25 protein-coding genes and 1 tRNA gene are annotated in these 21,505 nt (G+C 71.0%); 19 read left to right on the top strand and 7 right to left on the bottom strand.

All coding sequences use genetic code 11. From position 1 onward, the window contains the following. The first annotated feature begins 89 nt into the window (after positions 1–89). The 4 genes from AB0E14_RS11025 to AB0E14_RS11010 all read left to right on the top strand — a co-directional run bounded on the left by AB0E14_RS11025 (position 90) and on the right by AB0E14_RS11010 (position 4,033). The gene (locus AB0E14_RS11025) at positions 90–668 is read left to right on the top strand and encodes an alpha/beta hydrolase (protein ID WP_362414836.1); all 579 of its coding nucleotides are present in this window, start codon (positions 90–92) and stop codon (positions 666–668) included. Between the two features lie 10 nt (positions 669–678). Then, complete coding sequence (gene pip, locus AB0E14_RS11020; protein ID WP_362414834.1) at positions 679–1,671, top strand: prolyl aminopeptidase; 993 nt, start codon at positions 679–681, stop codon at positions 1,669–1,671. A gap of 72 nt (positions 1,672–1,743) precedes the next feature. Next, on the top strand, positions 1,744–2,355 hold the full coding sequence (locus tag AB0E14_RS11015; RefSeq protein ID WP_362414832.1) for an HhH-GPD-type base excision DNA repair protein: 612 nt from the start codon (positions 1,744–1,746) through the stop codon (positions 2,353–2,355). 115 nt (positions 2,356–2,470) lie between these two features. Beyond that, on the top strand, positions 2,471–4,033 hold the full coding sequence (locus AB0E14_RS11010; RefSeq protein WP_362414830.1) for a M28 family metallopeptidase: 1,563 nt from the start codon (positions 2,471–2,473) through the stop codon (positions 4,031–4,033). Positions 4,034–4,101: 68 nt separating this feature from the next. Here the strand turns inward: AB0E14_RS11010 and AB0E14_RS11005 are convergent, their stop codons facing one another. Further along, a complete protein-coding gene (locus tag AB0E14_RS11005; protein WP_362414828.1) occupies positions 4,102–5,664 on the bottom strand; it encodes a helicase HerA-like domain-containing protein in 1,563 nt (520 codons plus the stop codon). Positions 5,665–5,768: 104 nt separating this feature from the next. Between AB0E14_RS11005 and AB0E14_RS11000 the strand changes: the two genes are divergently transcribed. Both AB0E14_RS11000 and AB0E14_RS10995 read left to right on the top strand, forming a co-directional pair. Then, the gene (locus tag AB0E14_RS11000; RefSeq protein ID WP_009067182.1) at positions 5,769–6,065 is read left to right on the top strand and encodes a type II toxin-antitoxin system VapB family antitoxin; all 297 of its coding nucleotides are present in this window, start codon (positions 5,769–5,771) and stop codon (positions 6,063–6,065) included. A 192-nt stretch (positions 6,066–6,257) separates the two neighbouring features. Then, positions 6,258–6,896: a LytR C-terminal domain-containing protein gene (locus AB0E14_RS10995; protein WP_362414826.1), complete on the top strand. Its 639-nt coding sequence runs from the start codon at positions 6,258–6,260 to the stop codon at positions 6,894–6,896. Positions 6,897–6,915: 19 nt separating this feature from the next. Here AB0E14_RS10995 and upp read toward each other — a convergent pair whose 3' ends face one another. Next, the gene (gene upp / locus AB0E14_RS10990) at positions 6,916–7,551 is read right to left on the bottom strand and encodes a uracil phosphoribosyltransferase (RefSeq protein ID WP_361435637.1); all 636 of its coding nucleotides are present in this window, start codon (positions 7,549–7,551) and stop codon (positions 6,916–6,918) included. Positions 7,552–7,637: 86 nt separating this feature from the next. On the opposite strand from upp, the gene AB0E14_RS10985 reads away from it, so the two are divergent. From AB0E14_RS10985 to AB0E14_RS10940, 10 genes are all read left to right on the top strand, one after another. Beyond that, positions 7,638–7,835 carry a hypothetical protein gene (locus tag AB0E14_RS10985; protein ID WP_362414824.1) on the top strand — a complete coding sequence of 66 codons (198 nt, stop codon included), beginning with the start codon at positions 7,638–7,640 and terminating at the stop codon, positions 7,833–7,835. Between the two features lie 229 nt (positions 7,836–8,064). Further along, complete coding sequence (locus tag AB0E14_RS10980; RefSeq protein ID WP_362414822.1) at positions 8,065–8,595, top strand: hypothetical protein; 531 nt, start codon at positions 8,065–8,067, stop codon at positions 8,593–8,595. Positions 8,596–8,696: 101 nt separating this feature from the next. Further along, positions 8,697–9,125 carry a tRNA adenosine(34) deaminase TadA gene (tadA, locus tag AB0E14_RS10975; RefSeq protein ID WP_362414858.1) on the top strand — a complete coding sequence of 143 codons (429 nt, stop codon included), beginning with the start codon at positions 8,697–8,699 and terminating at the stop codon, positions 9,123–9,125. Between the two features lie 67 nt (positions 9,126–9,192). Continuing rightward, positions 9,193–9,277 (top strand) — tRNA-Ser (locus AB0E14_RS10970). A gap of 479 nt (positions 9,278–9,756) precedes the next feature. Continuing rightward, complete coding sequence (locus tag AB0E14_RS10965; RefSeq protein ID WP_175439350.1) at positions 9,757–9,921, top strand: hypothetical protein; 165 nt, start codon at positions 9,757–9,759, stop codon at positions 9,919–9,921. Between the two features lie 23 nt (positions 9,922–9,944). Continuing rightward, positions 9,945–10,238: a Dabb family protein gene (locus tag AB0E14_RS10960; RefSeq protein ID WP_362414820.1), complete on the top strand. Its 294-nt coding sequence runs from the start codon at positions 9,945–9,947 to the stop codon at positions 10,236–10,238. A 228-nt stretch (positions 10,239–10,466) separates the two neighbouring features. Further along, positions 10,467–11,366, top strand: a complete 900-nt coding sequence (locus AB0E14_RS10955; protein ID WP_362414818.1) for an RNA polymerase sigma factor SigF — start codon at positions 10,467–10,469, stop codon at positions 11,364–11,366. A 235-nt stretch (positions 11,367–11,601) separates the two neighbouring features. Further along, entirely contained in the window at positions 11,602–12,516 is a 915-nt protein-coding gene (locus tag AB0E14_RS10950) for an RNA polymerase sigma factor SigF (protein WP_362414816.1), read from the top strand. Positions 12,517–12,581: 65 nt separating this feature from the next. Beyond that, on the top strand, positions 12,582–13,334 hold the full coding sequence (locus AB0E14_RS10945; RefSeq protein ID WP_362414814.1) for a hypothetical protein: 753 nt from the start codon (positions 12,582–12,584) through the stop codon (positions 13,332–13,334). A 216-nt stretch (positions 13,335–13,550) separates the two neighbouring features. Then, positions 13,551–13,973, top strand: coding sequence for a hypothetical protein (locus AB0E14_RS10940; RefSeq protein ID WP_362414812.1), 423 nt, complete (start codon positions 13,551–13,553; stop codon positions 13,971–13,973). A 9-nt stretch (positions 13,974–13,982) separates the two neighbouring features. On the opposite strand, the gene AB0E14_RS10935 is transcribed toward AB0E14_RS10940, so the two are convergent. Continuing rightward, entirely contained in the window at positions 13,983–14,321 is a 339-nt protein-coding gene (locus tag AB0E14_RS10935) for a DoxX family protein (protein ID WP_362414810.1), read from the bottom strand. A gap of 82 nt (positions 14,322–14,403) precedes the next feature. Next, entirely contained in the window at positions 14,404–15,486 is a 1,083-nt protein-coding gene (locus AB0E14_RS10930) for a PP2C family protein-serine/threonine phosphatase (RefSeq protein ID WP_362414808.1), read from the bottom strand. A 72-nt stretch (positions 15,487–15,558) separates the two neighbouring features. On the opposite strand from AB0E14_RS10930, the gene AB0E14_RS10925 reads away from it, so the two are divergent. Further along, positions 15,559–16,230: a class I SAM-dependent methyltransferase gene (locus AB0E14_RS10925; protein WP_362414806.1), complete on the top strand. Its 672-nt coding sequence runs from the start codon at positions 15,559–15,561 to the stop codon at positions 16,228–16,230. Positions 16,231–16,386: 156 nt separating this feature from the next. On the opposite strand, the gene AB0E14_RS10920 is transcribed toward AB0E14_RS10925, so the two are convergent. After that, positions 16,387–16,620: a hypothetical protein gene (locus AB0E14_RS10920; protein WP_362414804.1), complete on the bottom strand. Its 234-nt coding sequence runs from the start codon at positions 16,618–16,620 to the stop codon at positions 16,387–16,389. 223 nt (positions 16,621–16,843) lie between these two features. On the opposite strand from AB0E14_RS10920, the gene AB0E14_RS10915 reads away from it, so the two are divergent. Together AB0E14_RS10915 and AB0E14_RS10910 are read left to right on the top strand one after the other, a co-directional pair. Beyond that, positions 16,844–17,287, top strand: coding sequence for a MarR family winged helix-turn-helix transcriptional regulator (locus tag AB0E14_RS10915; protein WP_362414856.1), 444 nt, complete (start codon positions 16,844–16,846; stop codon positions 17,285–17,287). A 34-nt stretch (positions 17,288–17,321) separates the two neighbouring features. After that, entirely contained in the window at positions 17,322–18,914 is a 1,593-nt protein-coding gene (locus AB0E14_RS10910; protein ID WP_362414802.1) for an MDR family MFS transporter, read from the top strand. Positions 18,915–19,026: 112 nt separating this feature from the next. On the opposite strand, the gene AB0E14_RS10905 is transcribed toward AB0E14_RS10910, so the two are convergent. Further along, on the bottom strand, positions 19,027–19,818 hold the full coding sequence (locus tag AB0E14_RS10905; protein ID WP_362414854.1) for a TetR/AcrR family transcriptional regulator C-terminal domain-containing protein: 792 nt from the start codon (positions 19,816–19,818) through the stop codon (positions 19,027–19,029). Between the two features lie 57 nt (positions 19,819–19,875). After that, on the bottom strand, positions 19,876–21,426 hold the full coding sequence (locus AB0E14_RS10900) for an MFS transporter (RefSeq protein ID WP_362414800.1): 1,551 nt from the start codon (positions 21,424–21,426) through the stop codon (positions 19,876–19,878). Between the last annotated feature and the right edge of the window lie 79 nt (positions 21,427–21,505).

Here is a 21,505-nt window from a genome sequence, read left to right as displayed (position 1 = left end):
CCCGAACCGCCCCCACGCGGGTCCGGTCCAGGCGTCCATTCCCCGGAATCCTCTGGACCGGGCCCGCCCCCGACCCACACCATCGGCCCATGGCGACCTTCCTTCTCCTCCACGGCTTCCAGAACCACCGTCCGCCCGGCCACTGGCACCACTGGCTCGCGGGGCGGCTCGCCGAGCGCGGGCACGAGGTCCGGTATCCCCAGCTGCCGGAGCCGGACGCTCCGGTCCTGGCGGAGTGGCTGGGCGCGCTGAGGGAGAACCTTCACCGCCCCGCCGACGGCGGCGAGTTCACCGTGATCGCCCACAGCCTGTCCGTCGTCCTCTGGCTGCGGGCCGCCGCCCTCGACCCGGAGGGGCTCGATGTCGACCGGGTCCTGCTCGTCGCCCCGCCGTCGCCCGCCGTGACCGCGTCGATCCCGGAGATCGCCGGCTTCGCGGAGGGGCTCGACCTCGGGGCCGTACGGCTCAAGGCCCCGGCCCGGCTGGTGTACGCCGCCGGCGACCCGTACTGCCCCGAGGGCGCCGACGTCCCCTACGGCATCCCGCTCGGCCTCGACATGGACGTGATCCCGGGCGGCGCGCACCTGACGCCGGACTCGGGGTACGGGGAGTGGCCCTCGCTCCTCCAGTGGTGCGAGACCCCGACGACGAGGCTCACGCCCCGGTAGGGTCGGCCGGATGTTCCCGGAGACCGAAGCGCACGAAGAGGGCCTGCTCGACGTCGGTGACGGCAACCGCGTCCACTACTCGGTCGCCGGCAACCCGGCCGGGAAGCCCGCCCTGTACGTGCACGGCGGCCCGGGCGCGGGGGCGCGCCCGAGCAACCGCCGGGTCTTCGACCCGGAGAAGTACCGGATCGTCCTCTTCGACCAGCGCGGCTGCGGTCGCTCGCTCCCGCACGCGAGCGACCCGGCCGCCGACATGTCGGTGAACACCACCGCGCACCTCGTCGCGGACATGGAGCGGCTGCGCGAGCACCTCGGGGTCGACCGCTGGCTCCTCTACGGGGGCTCCTGGGGCTCCACCCTGATCCTCGCGTACGCCGAGGCCCACCCCGAGCGCGTCTCCGAGATCGTGATCGTCTCCGTGACGACCACCCGCCGCTCGGAGATCGCCTGGCTGTACGAGGGCGCCGGGTCGTTCTTCCCGGAGGCGCACGAGCGCTTCCGCGCGGGGGTCGAGGGCCCCGGGAGCGAGGGGGCGACGGACGGGACAAAGGCCGCCGGCGCGACAGCGCCCGCGGCGGCCGAACTCGTCGCCGCGTACGCCCGCCGGATGGAGGACCCCGACCGTTCCGTGCGGGAGAAGGCGGCGGCGGACTGGTGCGCCTGGGAGGACGCGGTGCTGTCCCTGGAGGGCATGGGCACCCCGTACACCGACCGGGTCGACGACCCCCGGCTCGCCTTCGTCCGGATCTGCGCCCACTACTTCGCCCATGGGGCCTGGCTGGAGGAGGGCGCCCTGATCCGCGACGCCCACCGGCTCGCCGGCATCCCGGGCATCCTGATCCACGGCCGCCAGGACATGGGCGGCCCGCCGACCACGGCCTGGGAGCTCGCCCGAGCCTGGCCGGACGCGGAACTCCACGTGATCGAAGGCGTCGGCCACCTCGGCAGCGAACAGACCCGCGCCCTCATCCTCTCGTCCCTCGCCCGCTTCGCCGAAAGCTGACCGTCACTCTCCCAGAGCGGCAGGCGGGTGAACGGCCGTGCGGCGCCCCGCGCCCGGCGCGATCATCGGGGCATGACCACCGAGATCCACCTCGCCCAGCAGCCCGAGGCCGACGAACTCCTCGGCCGTTCCCCGCTCGCCGCGCTCGTCGGGATGCTGCTCGACCAGCAGGTGCCCATGGAGTGGGCGTTCTCCGGGCCCTACACGATCGCGCAGCGGCTCGGCGCGGACGATCTCGACGCCGGGCAGATCGCCGCGTACGACCCCGAGGCCTTCGGGGCGCTGCTCTCCGACAAGCCCGCCGTGCACCGCTACCCGGGGTCGATGGCCAAGCGGATCCAGCAGCTGTGCCAGTTCCTCGTCGACGAGTACGGCGGTGACGCCGAGGCCGTCTGGGCGGACGCGAAGAGCGGCAAGGAGCTGCTCGCCCGGCTGAAGGCGCTGCCCGGCTTCGGGGTGCAGAAGGCGCAGATCTTCCTGGCCCTGCTCGGCAAGCAGTACGGCGTCCGGCCCGAGGGCTGGCGGGAGGCGGCGGGGGCCTACGGCGACCAGGGCTCGTACCGCTCGGCGGCCGACATCACGGGACCCGAGTCGCTGGCGAAAGTACGGGCCTTCAAGCAGGAGGCCAAGCGGGCCGCGAAGGAGGCCAAAGCGGCGAAGGGGAGCAAATCGTCCGGGAATTGATCGTTCCGGATGTCAATCCTGCTAAATGAGACATGAATTGTGCCGTACCTGTTCACAGAAGCCGCCGGAGATCGCTAACTTCCCTTCAACCTCGTTCGCACCGGGAAGGACCTCTGTGAACGCATCCTCTCGCAGAGCCGCGGCCACCCTGGCCGCAGCCGCACTCGCTACCCCGCTCCTGCTGGCCGCCGCTTCCCCCGCCACCGCCAAGCACGACCCCGCGGCCAAGCCCGCACGGGACGCCGCGCAGCTGGCGAAGAAGCTCGTCCGCGAGACCTCCGCGCAGGGTGCCTACAAGCACCTGCAGAAGTTCCAGGCGATAGCCGACTCGGCCGGCGGTCACCGCGCGGCCGGCTCGCTCGGGCACGACGCCTCCGCGGCGTACGTGTACCAGCAGCTGAAGAAGGCCGGCTACAACGTCTCGTACCAGCAGTTCAGCTTCCTCTACACGCAGACGCTGGCCGAGAAGGCCTCCGTGATCTCCCCGGCGCCGCGTGACGTCACCATCTCCGCGATGACGTACACGAAGTCGACCCCGGTCGGCGGCATCAAGGCCGACCTCGCGGCCGCCCCCGTCGACGCCGACGGCACCAACGGCTGTGAGCCGGGCGACTTCACGGCCGGCGCCTTCACCGGCAAGATCGCCCTGATCAAGCGTGGTGGCTGCACCTTCGCCGCCAAGCAGGAGAACGCGGCCGCGGCCGGCGCCGTCGGCGCGATCGTCTACAACAACACCGAGGGCGCGCTCTCCGGCACCCTCGGCGACCCGGCCGCGGGCAAGATCCCGACCGGTGGCGTCACCCAGGCCGAGGGCGAGAAGCTCGCCGCCGACCTGGCCAAGGGCCCGGTGACCCTCTCCTTCGAGATCCGCCAGCTCCAGGAGAACCGCACCACCAACAACGTCATCGCGGAGACCAAGGGCGGCAACGCCGCCAACACCGTGATGCTCGGCGCGCACCTCGACTCGGTGACGGCGGGACCCGGCATCAACGACAACGGCTCCGGCTCCGCCGGCCTCCTCCAGGCCGCCCTCGAGCTCGCCGAGTCGAAGGACAAGGTCCGCAACAAGGTCCGCTTCGCCTGGTGGTCCGCGGAGGAGAACGGGCTGCTCGGCTCGGAGCACTACGTCGCGAACATGAGCGAGCTGGACAAGAAGGAAGTCAAGCTCTACCTCAACTTCGACATGATCGCCTCGCCGAACTACGGCCTGTTCGTCTACGACGGCGACAACTCCGACGGCGTCGGCGCGGGCGCGGGTCCGGAGGGCTCCGCCCAACTGGAGCGGGACATCACCGACTTCATGGACAAGCGCGGCCTCCCGCACGAGGGCACCGACTTCACGGGCCGCTCGGACTACGGCCCGTTCATCGAGATCGGCATCCCCTCCGGCGGCACGTTCACCGGCGCCGAGGGCATCAAGACGGCGGCGCAGGCGGCGAAGTTCGGCGGCACGGCCGGTGTCGCGTACGACGTGAACTACCACGCCGCCGGCGACAACCTGTCGAACATCAACATGACGGCCTTCGACGCCAACATCGACATCATCGCCAACGCCGTGGGCACCTACGCCCACGACATCAGCTCCCTCAAGCGTCCGGTCACCACCGTCCCCACGGACGGCGACGCGGGCAGCGGCGGTGGCCTGCACGACGGCCACGACCACGAGGTGACGGAGTAACCGGAAGCCTCACGGCATCCCAGGGCCCGGCTCCCGCAAGGGGACCGGGCCCTACCGTTTCCAGGGCCCTACCGCTTCCGCCGCGCCGTCCCGAAGATCGACCGGCTGATCTCCCGCCCCAGCTGCGTCCCGATCGACCGCGCGAGCGACTTGAAGATCCCGCTGCCCACCACCTGTTCGGCGAGCGACGCGTCCTCCTTCTTCGGGGCGGCCCGCGTCGCCTTCTCCGCCGCCTTCTCCGCCTCGGCCTCCTCCGCGGCCCGGACCGCCGCCGCCTCCGCCGCCTGCTGCTCCGCCGTGAGCTTCTCGTACGCGGACTCCCGGTCCACCGCCTCCGCGTACCGCCCCCACAGCAGCGAGCCCTTCACCGCCGCCTCCAGAGCGGCCGCGTCGATCGGCCCCATCAGGGACTCCGGGGCCCGCAGCCGGGTCGCCGCAACCGGCGTCGGCGCGCCCGTCTCGCTCAGCACGGTGATCACCGCCTCACCCGTCCCGAGGCCGGTCAGGACCTCCTCCAGGTCGTAGGCGGAGTTCGGGAACGTCCGTACCGTCGCCTTCAGCGCCTTCGCGTCGTCCGGGGTGAACGCCCGCAGCGCGTGCTGCACCCGGTTGCCCAACTGCGCGAGCACGTCGCCCGGCACGTCCTTCGGGGTCTGCGTCACGAAGAAGACCCCGACCCCCTTGGAGCGGATCAGCCGCACGGTCTGCGTGATCGCCTCCAGGAACGCCTTGGACGTCCCCTTGAACAGCAGATGCGCCTCGTCGAAGAAGAAGACCAGCTTCGGCAACTCCAGGTCACCGACCTCCGGCAGGTCCCCGTACAGATCCGCCAGCATCCACATCAGGAACGTCGAGAACAGCTGCGGCTTGTCCTGCACCGCCGGAAGTTCCAGTACGGAGACGACGCCACGCCCGTCGGCGGCCGTCCGCAGGAACTCGCTCGTGTCGAACTCGGGCTCGCCGAAGAACCCGCCCGCGCCCGCCTGCTCGAACGCCGTGATGGCCCGCAGGATCACCCCGGCCGTCACGGTCGAGAGCCCGCCGATGCCCTTCAGTTCCGGCTTGCCCACGTCCGAGACGAGGAAGGCCACCACCGCGCGCAGATCCTTCAGGTCCACCAGCTCCAGACCCTTCTGGTCCGCGTAGTGGAAGATCAGCCCGAGCGACTGCTCCTGGGTCTGGTTGAGCTGGAGCACCTTCGACAGGAGCACCGGCCCGAAGCTGGTCACGGTGGCCCGTACGGGAATCCCCGGACCGACCCCGCCGAGCCCGTAGAACTCGCACGGGAAGCCGGTCGCCGCCCACTCCTGCCCCACCTGCCCCGCCCGTTCCCGGACCTTCTCGCCGTCGGCTCCGGGCGCGGAGATCCCCGAGACGTCCCCCTTGATGTCCGCGAGGAAGACCGGCACCCCGTTCGCGGACAGCTGCTCGGCGACGAGTTGGAGCGTCTTCGTCTTGCCGGTGCCGGTCGCGCCCGCGACCAGACCGTGCCGGTTGAGCATCGGGAGGGGGATCCTGATACGCGCGTCCGGGTGACATTCGCCGTTCCACAGCAGGGCGCCCAGTTCCAGCGCGGGCCCCGAGAAGGCGTACCCCGCCGCGATCTGGCCGGTCGGAGACTGCTCGCTCACGCTCATGACAGGACCCCTAGTTACCGAATTGTCATAGTTCGCCCCAGCATCCCATCGGCTCCGCGTGGCTGCGCCGGGAGCCGCTCGCCCGGTAGGCTTTCCGTGTGATCTTCAAGCGCATCGGAAACGGCCGGCCGTACCCCGACCACGGCCGGGAAAGCACCCGGCAGTGGGCGGACGTCGCCCCGCGCCCGGTCCGCCTCGATCAGCTGGTCACCACCAAGGGCCAGCTGGACCTGGAGACGCTGCTCGCCGAGGACTCCACCTTCTACGGCGACCTCTTCGCGCACGTCGTGAAGTGGCGGGGCGACCTCTACCTCGAGGACGGGCTGCACCGCGCCGTGCGCGCGGCGCTCCAGCAGCGACAGGTGCTGCACGCCCGCGTCCTGGAGATGGACTGACCTCGGTCGTTCCCCGGGACTGACCTCGGTCCCTCCCCCGGACTGACCTCGGTCGTTTCCCCGCGACTGACCTCGGCCCCTTCCCCCGGGACGGCGCTCGGCTGATCCTTTCGGGGACTCCACCCGCCCATCCGGACGCGATCACATGATCTTCCGGTATCCAACCCTCGGCAGCGGCATTACGCTGCGTCCATGAGCATGCTCACTCCCCCCGGAATGGGCGGAAAGTACCGCATCACGGGGGACAAGTACCCGCGCATGCGCCGCCCCCGCCACCGGCGCAGGATCGTCCTGGCGGCCGGAGCCGCCGTGGTCGTGCTCGGCGCGGCCGGGTGGGGGACGCTGCAGCTCGTCGACGTGTTCTCGGGCGGAAGCGCGGACGACACGAAGACCACCGCCGGCCGGGGTCCCGACTGCAAGCCGGTCGCACCGAAGGCGACCGGCACGCCCGTGGCCGCCCTCCCCAAGCCCTCGCAGATCACCGTCAACGTCTACAACGCGACCCCGCGCAGCGGCCTCGCGAAGTCGACCGCCGACGAGCTGAAGAAGCGCGGCTTCGTCATCGGCAAGGTCGGCAACGCCCCCGCCGCGTACGACAAGAAGGTCCCCGGCGCCGCGATCCTGCTCGGCGGCCCGACCGCGACGAAGGGCGCGTTCCCCGTCCTCGGCACCCAGCTGAAGGGCGCCGCGACGAAGACGGACCCGCGCGCGACGGCGGACGTGGACCTGATCATCGGTACGGCGTTCAAGTCGCTGGACGCCAAGACGACGGCGGACGCGGCCCTGGTCGCTCTGAACAAGCCCAAGCCCGCGCCCGCCGCGAAGTGCTGAGGTACCGCCGCCCGATCCGCTAGTCGGCGGTGCCGTACATCCGGTCGCCGGCGTCGCCGAGCCCCGGCACGATGTAGCCGTGCTCGTTCAGGCGCTCGTCGACCGAGGCCGTCACGACGGTCACCGGCGTGCCCGCCAGCTCGCGCTCCATGATCTCGACGCCCTCCGGGGCGGCGAGCAGCACGACGGCGGTGACATCGTCCGCGCCGCGCTTGATCAGCTCGCGGATCGCCGCGACGAGCGTGCCGCCGGTCGCCAGCATCGGGTCGAGGACGTACACCTGGCGGCCCGAGAGGTCCTCCGGCATCCGCGTCGCGTAGGTCGACGCCTCCAGCGTCTCCTCGTTGCGGATCATGCCGAGGAAGCCGACCTCGGCGGTCGGCAGGAGCCGGACCATGCCGTCGAGCATGCCGAGACCGGCGCGCAGGATCGGGACCACCAGCGGCCGCGGGTACGACAGCTTCACGCCGGTCGTCGGCGTGACGGGGGTCTCGATGTCGACCTGCTCGGTGCGCACGTCCCTGGTGGCCTCGTAGGCGAGCAGGGTGACCAGCTCGTCGGCGAGCCGGCGGAAGGTCGGGGAATCGGTGCGCTTGTCGCGCAGCGTGGTGAGCTTGTGGGCGACCAGCGGGTGATCGACGACGTGGAGACGCATGACTCCAACAGTAGCCCGCACTGGCATCAACCCACGCCGGGGAGGGAAGGTGGGGGCAAGGACCGAGTCGTGGGGTGGTGTGGCCCATGCCGAGACCGGAAGACCCGGCGGACGTACGGGGCGGTGAGACGCCGCCCGAGACGGACGCGGAGCGCCGCAGGCGCCGCGCCCAGTTCCTGCGCGAGCTGCACGAGGCGAAGGCGCTGCGCGACCGCGTCCAGCCCCGGCGCGCGCGGGCTGCCCGGATGCGCCAGGCCATGCGGATGCGGACCTTCCGCTGGTGACGGCGACGGCGCCCGGCGCCACGCGCGCGCCGCCCGTGCGCCGGGGCCGTGCGCCGGGAAAGTGCGCCGGGTTCGCGCGCCCACCGTCGGCGTGTCGTTCAGACTGATGCACGACGCAAGAGCCGAAGACCTCTCCTGAAGCCGCTGTTTCTGCCACGATGCCGATTGGGCGGGGCACTCAGGAGGGCACCGCCGGATCGAAAATCCTCTGATCAGTGGGAGAGTCACGGTGTACTTCGCCGCACTGCTCGCGCGCACCGAAGACGGGTGGGAAGCGAGCGACACGGAGCTCGACGACGTGGAGACCCTGTCGGATCTGGTCGACCTGGCCCGCGATGCCTCGGTCGACGACGACACGGTCATCGTCTTCATCGAGCAGGAGGACGCCTGGTTCGGCGTGCTCAGGATCGAGGGCGAGGACGACCCTCGTATCTACGTGTCGGACGGGGCTGCCGCCGCCCGTTCCTCGTACGGGGAGATCCTGACCAAGGAGATCCTCGGGGACGACCAGGACGACGCCGACACCCTGGACGACCTGAACCTCGACGGCACCGAGGACGGCGAGCCGCTCGACCGGGACGACGAGGACGACGAGGCCGCCGCCTCCGTCGACGGCGTGCCCGCCGAACCGCTGGGCGACCGGCTGCTCCTCGCGGACCTCGGCATGTCCGAGAGCCAGCTGCAGGAGCTCGACAGCGACGCGCTCGGCGAGATCGCGGACGCGCTGGGCGCCTCGGACGTCCTGGAGACCGTCCGCTAGTGACCGAAGCAGTACCCGACCCGGTACCCGTACCCGTACCCGACCCCGTACCCACCCCGACCCCCGCCGCCGACCCGGTGCGGGATCCCTGGCGTGAGCCCATGCGGCTCGCGCTCGCCGAGGCCGACCGCGCCGCGCTGGCCGGTGACGTACCGGTCGGCGCGGTCGTGCTGTCCCCGGACGGCACGGTCCTCGCGGTCGGCCACAACGAGCGCGAGGCGACCGGCGACCCGACCGCCCACGCCGAGGTCCTGGCCCTGCGCCGGGCCGCGGCGGCGGTCGGCGAGTGGCGGCTGACCGGCTGCACGCTCGTCGTGACCCTGGAGCCCTGCGTGATGTGCGCCGGCGCACTCGTGCAGTCCAGGGTCGACCGGCTGGTGTTCGGCGCGCTCGACGAGAAGGCGGGCGCGACCGGTTCGCTCTGGGACCTCGTCCGCGACCGCCGCCTCAACCACCGCCCCGAGGTGATCCAGGGCGTCCTCGGCGAGGAGTGCTCGGCACAGCTGACGGCCTTCTTCCGGGCCCGCTGACCCCCGCTCCGACCTGCGGATCGATACGGATTTCATCGCAGGGCATGTTTGGGCTAAGCTCTCTCTCGGTAGCGTGTCCGAGCGGCCGAAGGAGCTCGCCTCGAAAGCGAGTGTGGCGCAAGTCACCGAGGGTTCAAATCCCTCCGCTACCGCTTCGATCGAAGGGCCCGGTGCGTCGCACCGGGCCCTTCGGCGTGTCCGGGGACGGGTACGGCGACGCACGGGCACGGGCCGGCATGGGCGGACACGGACCAGCGCGGGCCGACACGGCAGAAGGCCCCGGCCGCGCTTCACGGCGCGGGCCGGGGCCTTCTTCGTCGGACGGGGGGAGCGGCATCGGGGGGACAAGCCGCTCCCCCCGATGAGAACCGGTCCTGCAAGTCCGTACCGCAGTCAGGGGGGAAGCTCGCGGTGCGGACCCCGCAGTGAGGGCCGGTTCCTCAGCCCTTCGGATTCCTGCCAGATCCGCCGGGCTCGACATCCATACTGCTCTGCCGTCACCCTTCCGGGGGGCGGCAAAGGGCCCCGATCCCCGGGCCCTTGGTCCATAAAGGTCCGGTGAAGTGGCTGAAGTGGCTCCGTTAGACTCACGCGTCCACACAGGGGTCGCAGACAGGGGAGGGCGCGGCAGATGGCGCAAGCAAAGAAGGTCGCGCTGTACGCGCTGGTGGTCTTCGTGCTGTACACGATCATCAATTCCCCGGACAGGGCCGCCGATCTCGTCCAGGTAGGGTTCGAGGGCATATCGTCCGCCGCACAGGGCGTCGGCGAGTTCATGACCGAACTCGTCAACTAGAACCACCGACGAGGAGTCCTGCTGTGATCCGCCATCTGGTCCTGTTCAAGCTCAACGAGGGCATCGCGAAGGACGACCCGCGCGCGCTGGCCGCCGCCCAGGCGTTCGACGGGCTGGAGAAGGAGATCCCGGAGCTGGCGTTCTGGGAGTGCGGCTGGAACATCAGCGGCCGCCCGATCGCGTACGACTTCGCCATCAACTCGGCGGTCGAGGACCCCGATGCGCTCCAGCGCTACCTGGAGCACCCCGCCCACCAGGCGGGTGTCGCCCTGTGGCGTGAGATCGCCACGTGGGTGATCGCGGACTACACGTACTAGAGCGCGGCCCCGGCGGCCCCAAGGGTCCACCCCCGGTCCGCTCCGGCCCCGATCTCCGAAGGCCCCCCGCCGTCACGGCGGGGGGCCTTCCGGGTGTTGGCGTCCGCCGCGACGCCCCCAACACGTCGCTATGCGGTGCTTGCACACAGTGGACATGTCTTGTGATGCTATGACCGCTTTTGACGGATGAGTTGACCGTAGTTGACCAGCAAAAGGGGTGGCGTGAACGTGCCGGCCAGTACAGCGCCTCAGGTCCCGCCCCAGAACGAGGCCGGCGGGCCGGAGACCTCACGCCCCCGGCCACAGCACGACCGGCCGACGAGCACCCAGCCCCACCGACCCCAGAGCACCCGCCCCCCGAGCAGTCGCGGCGCCGACACCCGGGCCCTGACCCAGGTGCTCTTCGGGCAGCTCAAGGACCTTGAGCCGGGCACCCCCGAACACGACCGCGTACGCGGGGCGCTGATCGAGGCCAACCTCCCGCTCGTGCGGTACGCGGCGGCCCGTTTCCGCTCCCGCAACGAGCCGATGGAGGACGTCGTCCAGGTCGGCACCATCGGGCTCATCAACGCCATCGACCGCTTCGACCCGGACCGGGGCGTGCAGTTCCCGACCTTCGCGATGCCCACGGTCGTCGGCGAGATCAAGCGGTACTTCCGCGACAACGTCCGCACCGTGCACGTACCGCGCCGGCTCCACGAGCTCTGGGTCCAGGTCAACGGCGCCACCGAGGACCTCACCACCGCCCACGGCCGCTCGCCCACCACCGCCGAGATCGCGGAGCGCCTGAAGATCGGCGAGGACGAGGTGCTGGCCTGCATCGAGGCCGGCCGCTCGTACCACGCCACCTCCCTGGAGGCCGCCCAGGAGGGCGACGGACTGCCCGGCCTCCTCGACCGCCTCGGCTACGAGGACCCGGCCCTCGCCGGCGTCGAACACCGCGACCTCGTACGGCATCTGCTCGTACAGCTGCCCGAGCGCGAGCAGCGCATCCTGATGCTGCGCTACTACAGCAACTTGACCCAGTCTCAGATCAGCCAGGAACTCGGCGTCTCGCAGATGCATGTGTCAAGGCTCCTCGCCCGGAGCTTCGCCCGATTGAGATCCGCAAACAGGATCGAGGCGTAACCGGAACGGGTAGACCGGTTCGGAGCAGTTCCACGGCGTCCCAAATGCCGTACACCCCTTGTTTCCTGCGGATATTCGCCCACGCCATGTCGACAAGTCACTACAGCGTGTTGCCGACATGTGACATTCTGCTGGAACCGCGTTTGCCGCAGCCCCGCCTCCGGTATTCAGGTGGAGGCTGCGTTCCTCCGATGGTCGTGGCCGCCGCGACCGTCCGCGACCTCAAGGGGGTGGCATGTCCGCAGAACAGGGCAGCTCGAAGGTGCTCACGCTCACGCCCGAGGCGACGCCGGAGATGGCATCGGCGACGATGCCGGTCCAGCCGTCGGCGGAGACCGTGGAAGCCCCCGCGCCGCTTGTTGTCACGCCGGAAGCCATCGACACCCGCACACTCTCCCGCTCCCTCTTCCTCCGCCTGCGCGCCCTGGACGACGAAGGCGCCGCCGCGGACAGCCCCGAGCGGACGTACGTCCGCGACACCCTGATCGAGCTCAACCTCCCCCTCGTCCGGTACGCGGCCGCCCGCTTCCGCTCCCGCAACGAGCCGATGGAGGACATCGTCCAGGTCGGCACCATCGGTCTGATCAAGGCGATCGACCGCTTCGACTGCGAACGCGGCGTGGAGTTCCCGACGTTCGCGATGCCGACCGTCGTCGGCGAGATCAAGCGCTTCTTCCGCGACACCTCCTGGTCGGTCCGCGTCCCGCGCCGGCTCCAGGAGCTGCGCCTCGCCCTCACCAAGGCCAGCGACGAACTCGCCCAGAAGCTCGACCGCTCGCCCACCGTCCCCGAACTCGCCGCCGTGCTCGGCGTGTCCGAGGAGGACGTCGTCGACGGCCTCGCGGTCGGCAACGCGTACACCGCCTCCTCGCTCGACTCCCCCTCCCCGGAGGACGACGGCGGCGAGGGCTCCCTCGCGGACCGCCTCGGCTACGAGGACACGGCCCTGGAGGGCGTCGAGTACCGCGAGTCCCTGAAGCCCCTCCTCGCCAAACTCCCGCCCCGTGAGCGGCAGATCATCATGCTGCGGTTCTTCGCCAACATGACCCAGTCGCAGATCGGCGAGGAGGTCGGCATCTCCCAGATGCACGTCTCGCGCCTCCTCACCCGGACCCTCGCCCAGCTCCGCCAGGGCCTGATCGCCGACTGACCCTCATCCGCGGCAAATTCGGCAATCGCATTCCCAACTGACACTCCGTCAGCAAGACTGCCGCCATGCGGCGACAGAGGTCACTCCTGACAGTGGTCGCGCTCTGCCTGGGCGGAGCGCTGACCGCGTGCGGCAGCGGCAGCGACGACGAGGGCTACGCGGCCGTCGGCGCGGGCTCCTCACCCAAGGGCCCGATCGCCCCTTCGGGATCGGTCACCCTGATCCCCCTCGACGGCACCCCGTCCCCCTCGACGAGCGGGACCACATCGAGCACGACGTCCCCGTCACCACGGGCCCCGGGCACGACTCCGGCACCAGGCGGCACGGCTCCGGGAAACACGGCCACGGGCTCGGCCACGGGCTCGGACACGGGCTCCGGTACGACGACGAGCGCGGCCCCCGGGACGACCTCGCCCCCCGGCCGCCCCACACGCCCGCCCAACACCGCGACCGCCCCGCCCCCGGGCACGACGACCCCACCACCACCGACCACCCCGGCCCCACCGGCGACACCCGCCACCCTGACGCTCTCGGCCCCGGTGCTCACGGACGCCGACAAGCGCTGGTGCGAGAAGGTCACCATGACCTTCCGCAACACCGGTGGCACGGCCGCCACTTCGGGGACGGTCACCTTCGCGACGCACATCATCGGCGCGCTGGGCGTCGACTGGGCGACCATCGAGTCGGCCCAGCCCCTGCCGGCCCCGATCGCCCCGGGAACGGCGCGGACCCACACGTACACGGTCTGCGTGGACTCCTGGCGCGTCCCGCTCGGCATGCGCGTCGACACCCAGAAGGTCACGGCGACGTGGAAGTGACCGGCGGGTGACACGCGCTCCGGTGCCGCCGGAGCAACACGTCGGCGTCCGTCTCGCCGCCCCGACGTCTTCGTGCAGAATGGGCTGAGGGCGGATGCGCTGTCGTTCCGCCAACACGCCGCGCTGGTAAGCGACTTGATCGAAGGGTACGGGCGTCATGGAGAGGCACGATCCGCAGCCCGCGACGGGGATCAGAAGCAGCTTCGGGAGCCGGGCGTGGGGCTCGTTCGTGAGGGCGCTGTGAGCGGGATGCTGCCCAGGGGCACCAGGGTGCTGTCCATCGGGCTGCACCCCAGGTCGCTCGACTTCCGCACGATGCCCGAGGGCGTCACCAAGGAGTCGCTCACCGCGCGCATCGAGGCGGCGAACTCCGCGCTCAAGGACGCCGGGTTCGACATCGTCACGTGCCTGGTCGACACCGACCCCGAGACCGCCGGGGCGGCGGTCGTGGAGGCGCTCGGCGGTCACGAGATCGAGCTGGCGATGATCGGCGGGGGCGTGCGGATGATTCCCGAGCACACCCTCCTGTTCGAGCGGGTCGTGAACGTCCTCCTGGAGCACGCGCCCGGCATCCGGCTCAGCTTCAACTCCTCGCCGGAGACCACGATCGACGCACTGCGCCGCTGGATCGAGCCGTAGCGCAGCGCCTCAGGCGAGGAACAGCGCGGCGACCGCCGGGGCCGCGTACATCATCGGCCAGACGACGTGCGCGTACGAGCGGGCGCGGATCACGGTGATGAGGGCGCCGGTGAAGTACAGGGCCACGCCGACGCCCGCCGCGAGGCCGATCGCGGGAAGCCACAGCCCCGCCACGAGGCCCGCCGCGCCCGCCGCCTTTGCCAGGCCCAGCCAGGGCCACCAGGTGGTGGGGACGCCGTACTCGGTGAGGGGCTGGGTGACCCACGGGGCCTTGATGAAGATCGAGAGCGCGGAGAAGCCGACCATGAACGCGGCGACGGCGGTGACGACGATGTACGTGGTGGTCATGACGGGCTCCCGGGTCGGTGGGCCGCGAGCGCTGTTCGCTCGCTCACCGCACTGACGGAGCGCGGGGCGCGAGTGTGACGGGTCAGTCGGCGGATCTCCCGGCGAACTCCAGCAGGAGCAGAGCGGAGTCGTCGTCGGGGGGCGTGCCGGTGAAGGTGGCGACGTCCGTGCGCAGCCGGGCGAGGGCTTCGTCGGGGCTGCCTCCGGTCAGCAGGGGTGCCGCGCGCTCGCCCACGGGGTAGAACCGGCCTTCGCCGTCCCGCGCCTCGCTCAGGCCGTCGGTGTAGAAGAGCAGCCGGTCGCCCGGGTGGAGCGTTCGGCGCGTGACGCTGTCCTGCTGGTCGTCCGGGCCTGCCAGCGCGGTGAGTCCGAACGGCGGTGCGGGCTCGATCGAGTCGACGAAGTCGACGCCGTTGTCGCGGGTGAGCAGCAGGGGCGCCGGGTGGCCGCGGTTCAGCAGGACCAGCTGTCCGGTCGGGCTGATCTGGGCGAGGATGCCGGTCACGAAGCGTTGGCCGTCCGTCCTGCGGTCCAGGGCGGTTTCGATGCGGTGGCCGACGTCCGCCAGGTCGTCGAGTTCGGGGCCGGCCTCCCGGAAGGCGTTCAGGACCACGGCGGCGACGCGTACGGTGTCCAGTCCCTTGCCCTGGACGTCGGCGACGAGCAGGCGGACGCCGTCGGGCGTGGGCATCGCCTCGTACAGGTCCCCGCCGACGCGGGTGGCGCGGCTCGCGGAGATGTAGGAGGCCCCGATACGGACGGGGCCGATCGCCGGGGGTACGGGGGCGAAGAGCACGTCCTCCAGGGTCTTGGCGACTTCCTGCACGTCGACGAGGCGGCGTTCGGTCTTCCGCCGGGCATGGGTCGCGTAGACGGCGGCCAGCGTGACGTAGCCGATGGCGAGCAGCGCGACCTGCATGCGCAGCTCGCCGAAGCGGTCGGCCTTCCAGGCGAAGAGGAGACAGAGGACGACGGCGACCGCGCCCATGGTCAGGACGGTGCGCACGGTTCCGCGCGCGGACGCGAGCGCCGGGCCTGCCGCGTACACGGGGAGCAGGTTGTACTCCGGTCCTGTGGCCGCGTCGACCACCGCGACGCCCAGCATGACGGCCAGGGGCAGCGTGCTCGGTGACCTGGCCAGTGTCCCGGCCCGGTGCCGTCTCATCGCCTCAGGATAGAAAGGGCCGGTCGGGCGCGCGAGCCGGAGCGGGACGCGCCGCTGCCTAGAGTCGTCGGCATGCCCGATCTCTCGCACCTCACCGCAGTCCGGGAGTCGTACGACACCGTGGCCGCCGCGTACGTCGGCAGGGTTCCGCCGCCGACGGGGCTGGATCCCGTGTCGCGCCGGATGCTGGACGCCTTCGCCGAGCTGGCGGCCGGGGCGGCTCGGCTCGGACCGGTCGCGGATGTGGGGTGCGGGCCCGGGAAGGTCACGGCGTACCTGGCCGAGCGCGGGGTCGCGGACGTGTTCGGCGTCGATCTGTCGCCCGCGATGGTCCGGCAGGCCCGTCGGGCGTACCCGGAGCTGCCGTTCGTCGTCGGGTCGATGACCGCGCTGCCGGTGGCGGACCGCGCCCTGGGAGGCGTACTCGCCTACTACTCCACGCACCACACGCCACCGGAGGCGCTGCCCGTCGTCTTCGGGGAGTTCCGTCGCGCGCTCGCACCCGGCGGTCATCTGATGCTCGCGGGGCATGTGGGGGACGGTGAGGTGGTCCGGCCGACGGAGGCCTACGGCGGGCTGCCGGTGTCGTACGCCTCCTACCTGCTGCCGCCCGGCCGGATCGGCGACCTCCTGGAGCGGGCGGGGTTCGTCGTCGACGCGCGGCTGACGCAGGAGGCCGGGGAGGGTTCCGGGGAGGGGTCCAGGAGGAGGTACGGGACGTTCCTCGCGCGAACTCCTGGATAGTGGTGCGACTTGCCCGGTATCGCCGTCCGGTGGACCGGGTCGGCTCACGTGCGGTGCAGTCACGTGCACAGCCGGGGGCGGCCGGCCCGGACGGCCGCCGCCCGACGGCCGCCGAGGGCCGACGGCCGGCCGCCGAGCCGGTGCGGGGTCGGGCCGTCAGGCCAGGGCCAGCCAGCCCACGGCCGCCAGGATCGCGATCGCGGCGATCACGCCGACGATGAGGCCCACGCGGGGGCCGGAGGACTGGGGTGCCGCGGCCTGACGGCCGCCGGCGCCGCCCTGCGGGCCCTCGTCGACGAAGGCGCGGAACATCTGGGTGCTGCCGGCCGGGTCGTAGTTGCCCTCGGGGCCGGGGCCCTGGCCGTACGGTGCTTGGGGGTTGTGTGCCATGAGCCTGGACCCTAGCGAACCCCGGCTCCCGCCCCCAAGCCCCGGCCCCGACCACTCCCCTTCCGGCACGGGTCCGGCACCGGTCCCCGCCCTCTCGCCACACTCTCCCCCGGCTTTGCCGATTCTTTAGCGCGGTTTGACCGATTTAGTTTGCCTGAAGCAACCATCCATCTCTATCGTTGCCCTAAGCAACAAGATGCGTGACGTCATGTGGGGTCGTGTGGTGGACAAGCCGAACCGGTACGAGAACCTCGCCCGCCAGGTGAGCGCCATCGGCGCCGTCAAGCGCGGCATGGCCCGGTCCCTGCCCGCCGACTGCCCCAGCGGATCCGCCATCGTCCTCGCCCTCCTCAAGCACGACGGGGACATGCGGATGAGCCGGATCTCGGAGCGGATGGCCGTCGACATGTCCGTCAGCAGCCGGCACGTCTCCCACACCGTCGAGCGCGGCTGGGTCGAACGGCTTCCCGACCCCGCCGACAAACGCTCCCGGATCCTGCACCTCACCGCCGAGGGCAGGGCGAAGCTCGACGAACTCGACCGCAGGCTGACCGCGATGCTCACCCGCAACCTCGCGGACTGGTCCGACGACGACGTCGAACTCCTCACCGACCTCCTCGCCCGTCTCCGCGACTCCTTCGGCGACTGCCGGGCCCACCACGCGTAAGCGCCGCACAGCGCCGTAAGAGCAAAGGACGTTCATGGCCACGACCACGCCAGCCCCGCCGACGCAGGCGGGCGGCCACTCCACCGGCGGTGCGCCCATGTCGCACCGCCAGATCATGGAGGCGCTCTCCGGGCTGCTGCTCGGCATGTTCGTCGCCATCCTGTCCTCGACGATCGTCTCCAACGCCCTGCCGGAGATCATCAAGGACCTCGGCGGCGGCCAGTCCGCGTACACCTGGGTCGTCACCGCCGCGCTGCTGTCGATGACCGCGACCACCCCCCTCTGGGGCAAGCTCGCGGACCTCTTCTCCAAGAAGCTGCTGGTCCAGATAGCCCTGGTCATCTACGTCGCCGGCTCGGTCGTCGCCGGTCTCTCCCAGAACACCGGCATGCTCATCGCCTGCCGTGTCGTCCAGGGCATCGGCGTCGGCGGTCTGACCGCGCTCTCCCAGATCATCCTCGCCGCGATGATCGCCCCGCGTGAGCGCGGCCGGTACAGCGGCTACCTCGGCGCCACCTTCGCCGTCGCCACCGTCGGCGGCCCGCTGCTCGGCGGCGTCATCACCGACACCGACTGGCTCGGCTGGCGCTGGTGCTTCTACGTCGGCGTGCCGTTCGCGATCATCGCGCTCCTGGTCCTCCAGCGGACCCTGAAGCTCCCGGTCGTGAAGCGCGAGGTCAAGGTCGACTGGGCGGGCGCGTTCATGATCAGCGCCGCCGTGTCCCTGATCCTCATCTGGGTGACCTTCGCGGGCGACAAGTACGACTGGATGTCCTGGCAGACGGCCGCCATGGTCGGCGGTTCCGTCCTCCTCGGCGCGCTCTTCCTCCTCATCGAGTCCAGGGCCAGCGAGCCGATCATCCCGCTGCGCCTCTTCCGCAACCGGACCATCACCCTCGCCTCGCTCGCCTCGCTCTTCGTGGGCGTCGCGATGTTCGCCGGCACGGTCTTCTTCAGCCAGTACTTCCAGCTGGCCCGGAACGAGTCGCCGACGATGTCCGGCGTCCTGACCATCCCGATGATCGCGGGCCTGTTCGTCTCCTCGACCGTCTCCGGCATGGTCATCACCAAGACCGGCCGCTGGAAGGCGTGGCTGGTCAGCGGTGGCGCCCTGGCCGCCGGCGGGCTCGGACTGCTCGGCACCATCCGTTACGACACGGAGTACTGGCACATCGCGCTCTTCATGGCGGTCCTCGGCCTCGGCCTCGGCATGATGATGCAGAACCTGGTCCTCTGCACGCAGAACCAGGTGGCCCCCTCCGACCTCGGCGCCGCCTCCTCCGTCGTCACCTTCTTCCGCTCCCTCGGCGGTGCGGTCGGTGTCTCGGCGCTCGGCGCGGTCATGGCCCACCGGGTCACCGACTACGTCAAGGAAGGCATGGCCGAACTCGGCCCCAAGGCCGCGGCGGCCATGGGCCAGGGCGGCGGGGCGGGCTCCGGCGCGATCCCGGACATGGACAAGCTGCCGGCCCCGATCCGCACCGTCATGGAGAGCGCGTACGGGCACGGTGTCGCGGACGTCTTCCTCTACTCGGCGCCGTTCGCGCTGCTCGCCTTCGTGGTGACGCTCTTCATCAAGGAGGTCGCCCTGAAGAGCAACACCACGACGACGGCGAAGGAAGGCTGAAAGACTCCCGGCCGCGCTCCGAGCGGAGGCGCGGCCGGGTCGGGTACGGAGCGGCGGGCAGGGGACGGCCCGCCGCTCCGTCATTTCCTCAGCTGCTCCGAACCTCGGGTCCTCAGCTGCTCCGAGCCTCGGGACTCGTCCCGGCTTCCCGCGCGACCATGACCTCGATGCCCGCGACCAGCACGTCCAGGGCGTAGTCGAAGTCGCGGTCCCAGATCGCGCTGACGCTGCCGTGCGAGGCCCGCTCGTCCAGCAGCTCCGCCATCGGTTCGAGCGCCTCGACGAACTTCGGGTCGTCGCGGAAGGCGTTGATCGCCTCACCGTAGAAGTCGTCCTGCGACATGCCCGCCTCGTCCGCCCGCCGCGCGAACTGGGACTCCATCGTCCCGTACCCGTACACGAACTGGAAGATGGCCGACATGGCACTCGGCTGCCGGTCGAGGGTCAGGCCGGTGTCCTGGACCGCCTCCTGGATCTTGGATCCGACGGCGATGGCGTGCGGGCCGATGTTCAGGTACTGGCCTGCGATCGGCGACATCCACGGGTGGCGCACCAGCATCCGCCGGTAGTCCAGGGCGAGGACGCGGATCCGGTCCTGCCACTCCCCGGCGGCGGCGACCGCGGCGAGGTCGATCTCGCCGTACACGGAGTCGACGGCGAACTCGATGATGTCGTCCTTGGTGTCCACGTACCAGTACAGGGACATGGCCGTGACGCCCAGTTCGGTCGCCAGCTTGCGCATGGAGAGGCCGGCCAGGCCCTCCTCGTCCAGCATCCGGATCGCGGTCGTGACGATCCGTTCGCGGTCGAGGCCGGCCGGGCCGCCTCCGGTGCGCGGGGTGCGCTGTTCGAGCCACACGCTGGAACGCGCCGGGTTCTTGGCCCGGTCGGCGGCCTTGACCATCGCGTTCCTCCGTGTGCTCACGTTCAGCGGCCCGTCACCGCGTCTTTCGTCCCCATGCTATTCAGCCGCCGCCTTCATCTCCGAGCCCTGCGCCTTGCTCTCCGCCCTGCTCTCCGAGCGCTCGGCCCGCTTCAGCAGCGCCGCCGCCAGCAGACCGCCGGCGAAGACGGAGATCGCGCCGACCAGCTGGCTGGTCTGCAGCCCCGAGGCGAAGGCGTCGCTGATCTGAGCCCGCTCGGTGTCGCTGCCCGCCGCCGCGAGCGCCGCGGGCAGCGAGGTCGCGGTGACGGCGACGAGCGCCGCGAACCGGGCGTTGAGGACGGCGCCGAGGACGGCGACGCCCAGGCCGTTGCCGAACTCGGCGAGGGTGCCGTTGATCCCGGCACCGACGCCCGCCTTCTCCGGCGGGATGGCGCTCATGATCGCGTTGGCCATGGCCGGGGAGGAGACCGCGATGCCCGCGCCCATCAGGACGAGGCCGAGCAGCATGCCCCAGTAGCTGCCGTCCGTACCGCCGCCGAGCACGGCGATCGACAGCAGTCCGCCGGAGACCAGCGTCATGCCGAGCAGGACCGCGAGCGGGGTGCCGATCTTCATGACGAGGCGCGGGCCGAGGCCGGTCAGGTTGAGGCCGACGATGGTCAGGGCCAGCGGGGCCATCCGCAGACCGGCTTCGAGCGGCTCGTAGCCGAGGACGAACTGCAGGTGCTGGGTGAGGAGGAAGAGCGAGCCGCCCATGCCGAAGACGACGAGCAGCGAACCGCCGATGGCACCGATGAACTTCTGGTTCCGGAAGAAGTGCATGTCGAGCATGGGGTACGGGATGCGCAGCTCCCAGAGCGCGAAGGCACCGAGGACCAGGACGCCGATGGCGGCCGGGACCAGCACCTCCGCCGAGGTCCAGCCGTGCTCGGGGCCGGTGATGATCGCGTACACGACCGCCACCATGCCGATGGTGGAGAGCAGCGCGCCGAGCAGGTCGGGGCGCTCGCCCTGCGGGTTCTTCGACTCCGGTACGAGCTTGAGGACGGCGACGAGACCGATGAGCGCCACCGGGATGTTGATGAGGAAGATCATTCCCCACCAGTAGTGGTTGAGGATGACCCCGCCGATCAGCGGTCCCGCGGCGAAGCCGAGCGAGCTGACGGTGGACCAGAGGGCGATGGCCTTGACCCGCTCGGAGTCGTCGAAGATCTGCATGACGACGGCGAGCGTGGTGGTCATGAGCAGCGCGCCGCCGACGCCCATGCCGGCCCGGGCGGCGATCAACTGGCCGGTGGACTCGGCGAGTCCGGCGGCGAGCGAGCCGAGGCCGAAGAGGGCGAGGCCGAGGGCGAGGAGCTTCTTGCGGCCGTAGCGGTCGGCCGCGTTGCCGGCGGTGAGCAGCAGGCCGGACTGGACGAGCGAGTAGGCGTTGATCATCCACTGGATGTCGCTGGTGGAGGCGTGGAGCTCCGAGGTCAGCGAGGGGATGGCGACGCCGAGGACGGTGTTGTCGAGCAGCACGGTGAGCTGGGCCAGGCAGATGACGCCGAGGATCAGCCAGCGCTGCGGATGGCCGCCGGTGGCGGCGGGGGGTGAGGACTCGGTGGTCGTCGTCGCCGTCATGGGCGGCACTCCTTGTACGGTGTACGGGGGCTGGACTCGTACACCGTACAAGGGTTTCTCGTACGCCGTATAGCGGTTA

It is taken from the genome of Streptomyces sp. NPDC047981 (genome assembly GCF_040653315.1).
Classification (GTDB): domain Bacteria; phylum Actinomycetota; class Actinomycetes; order Streptomycetales; family Streptomycetaceae; genus Streptomyces.
The sequence above is the reverse complement of the archived record's forward strand: the minus strand, read 5'-3'. Positions and strand labels throughout refer to the sequence as shown.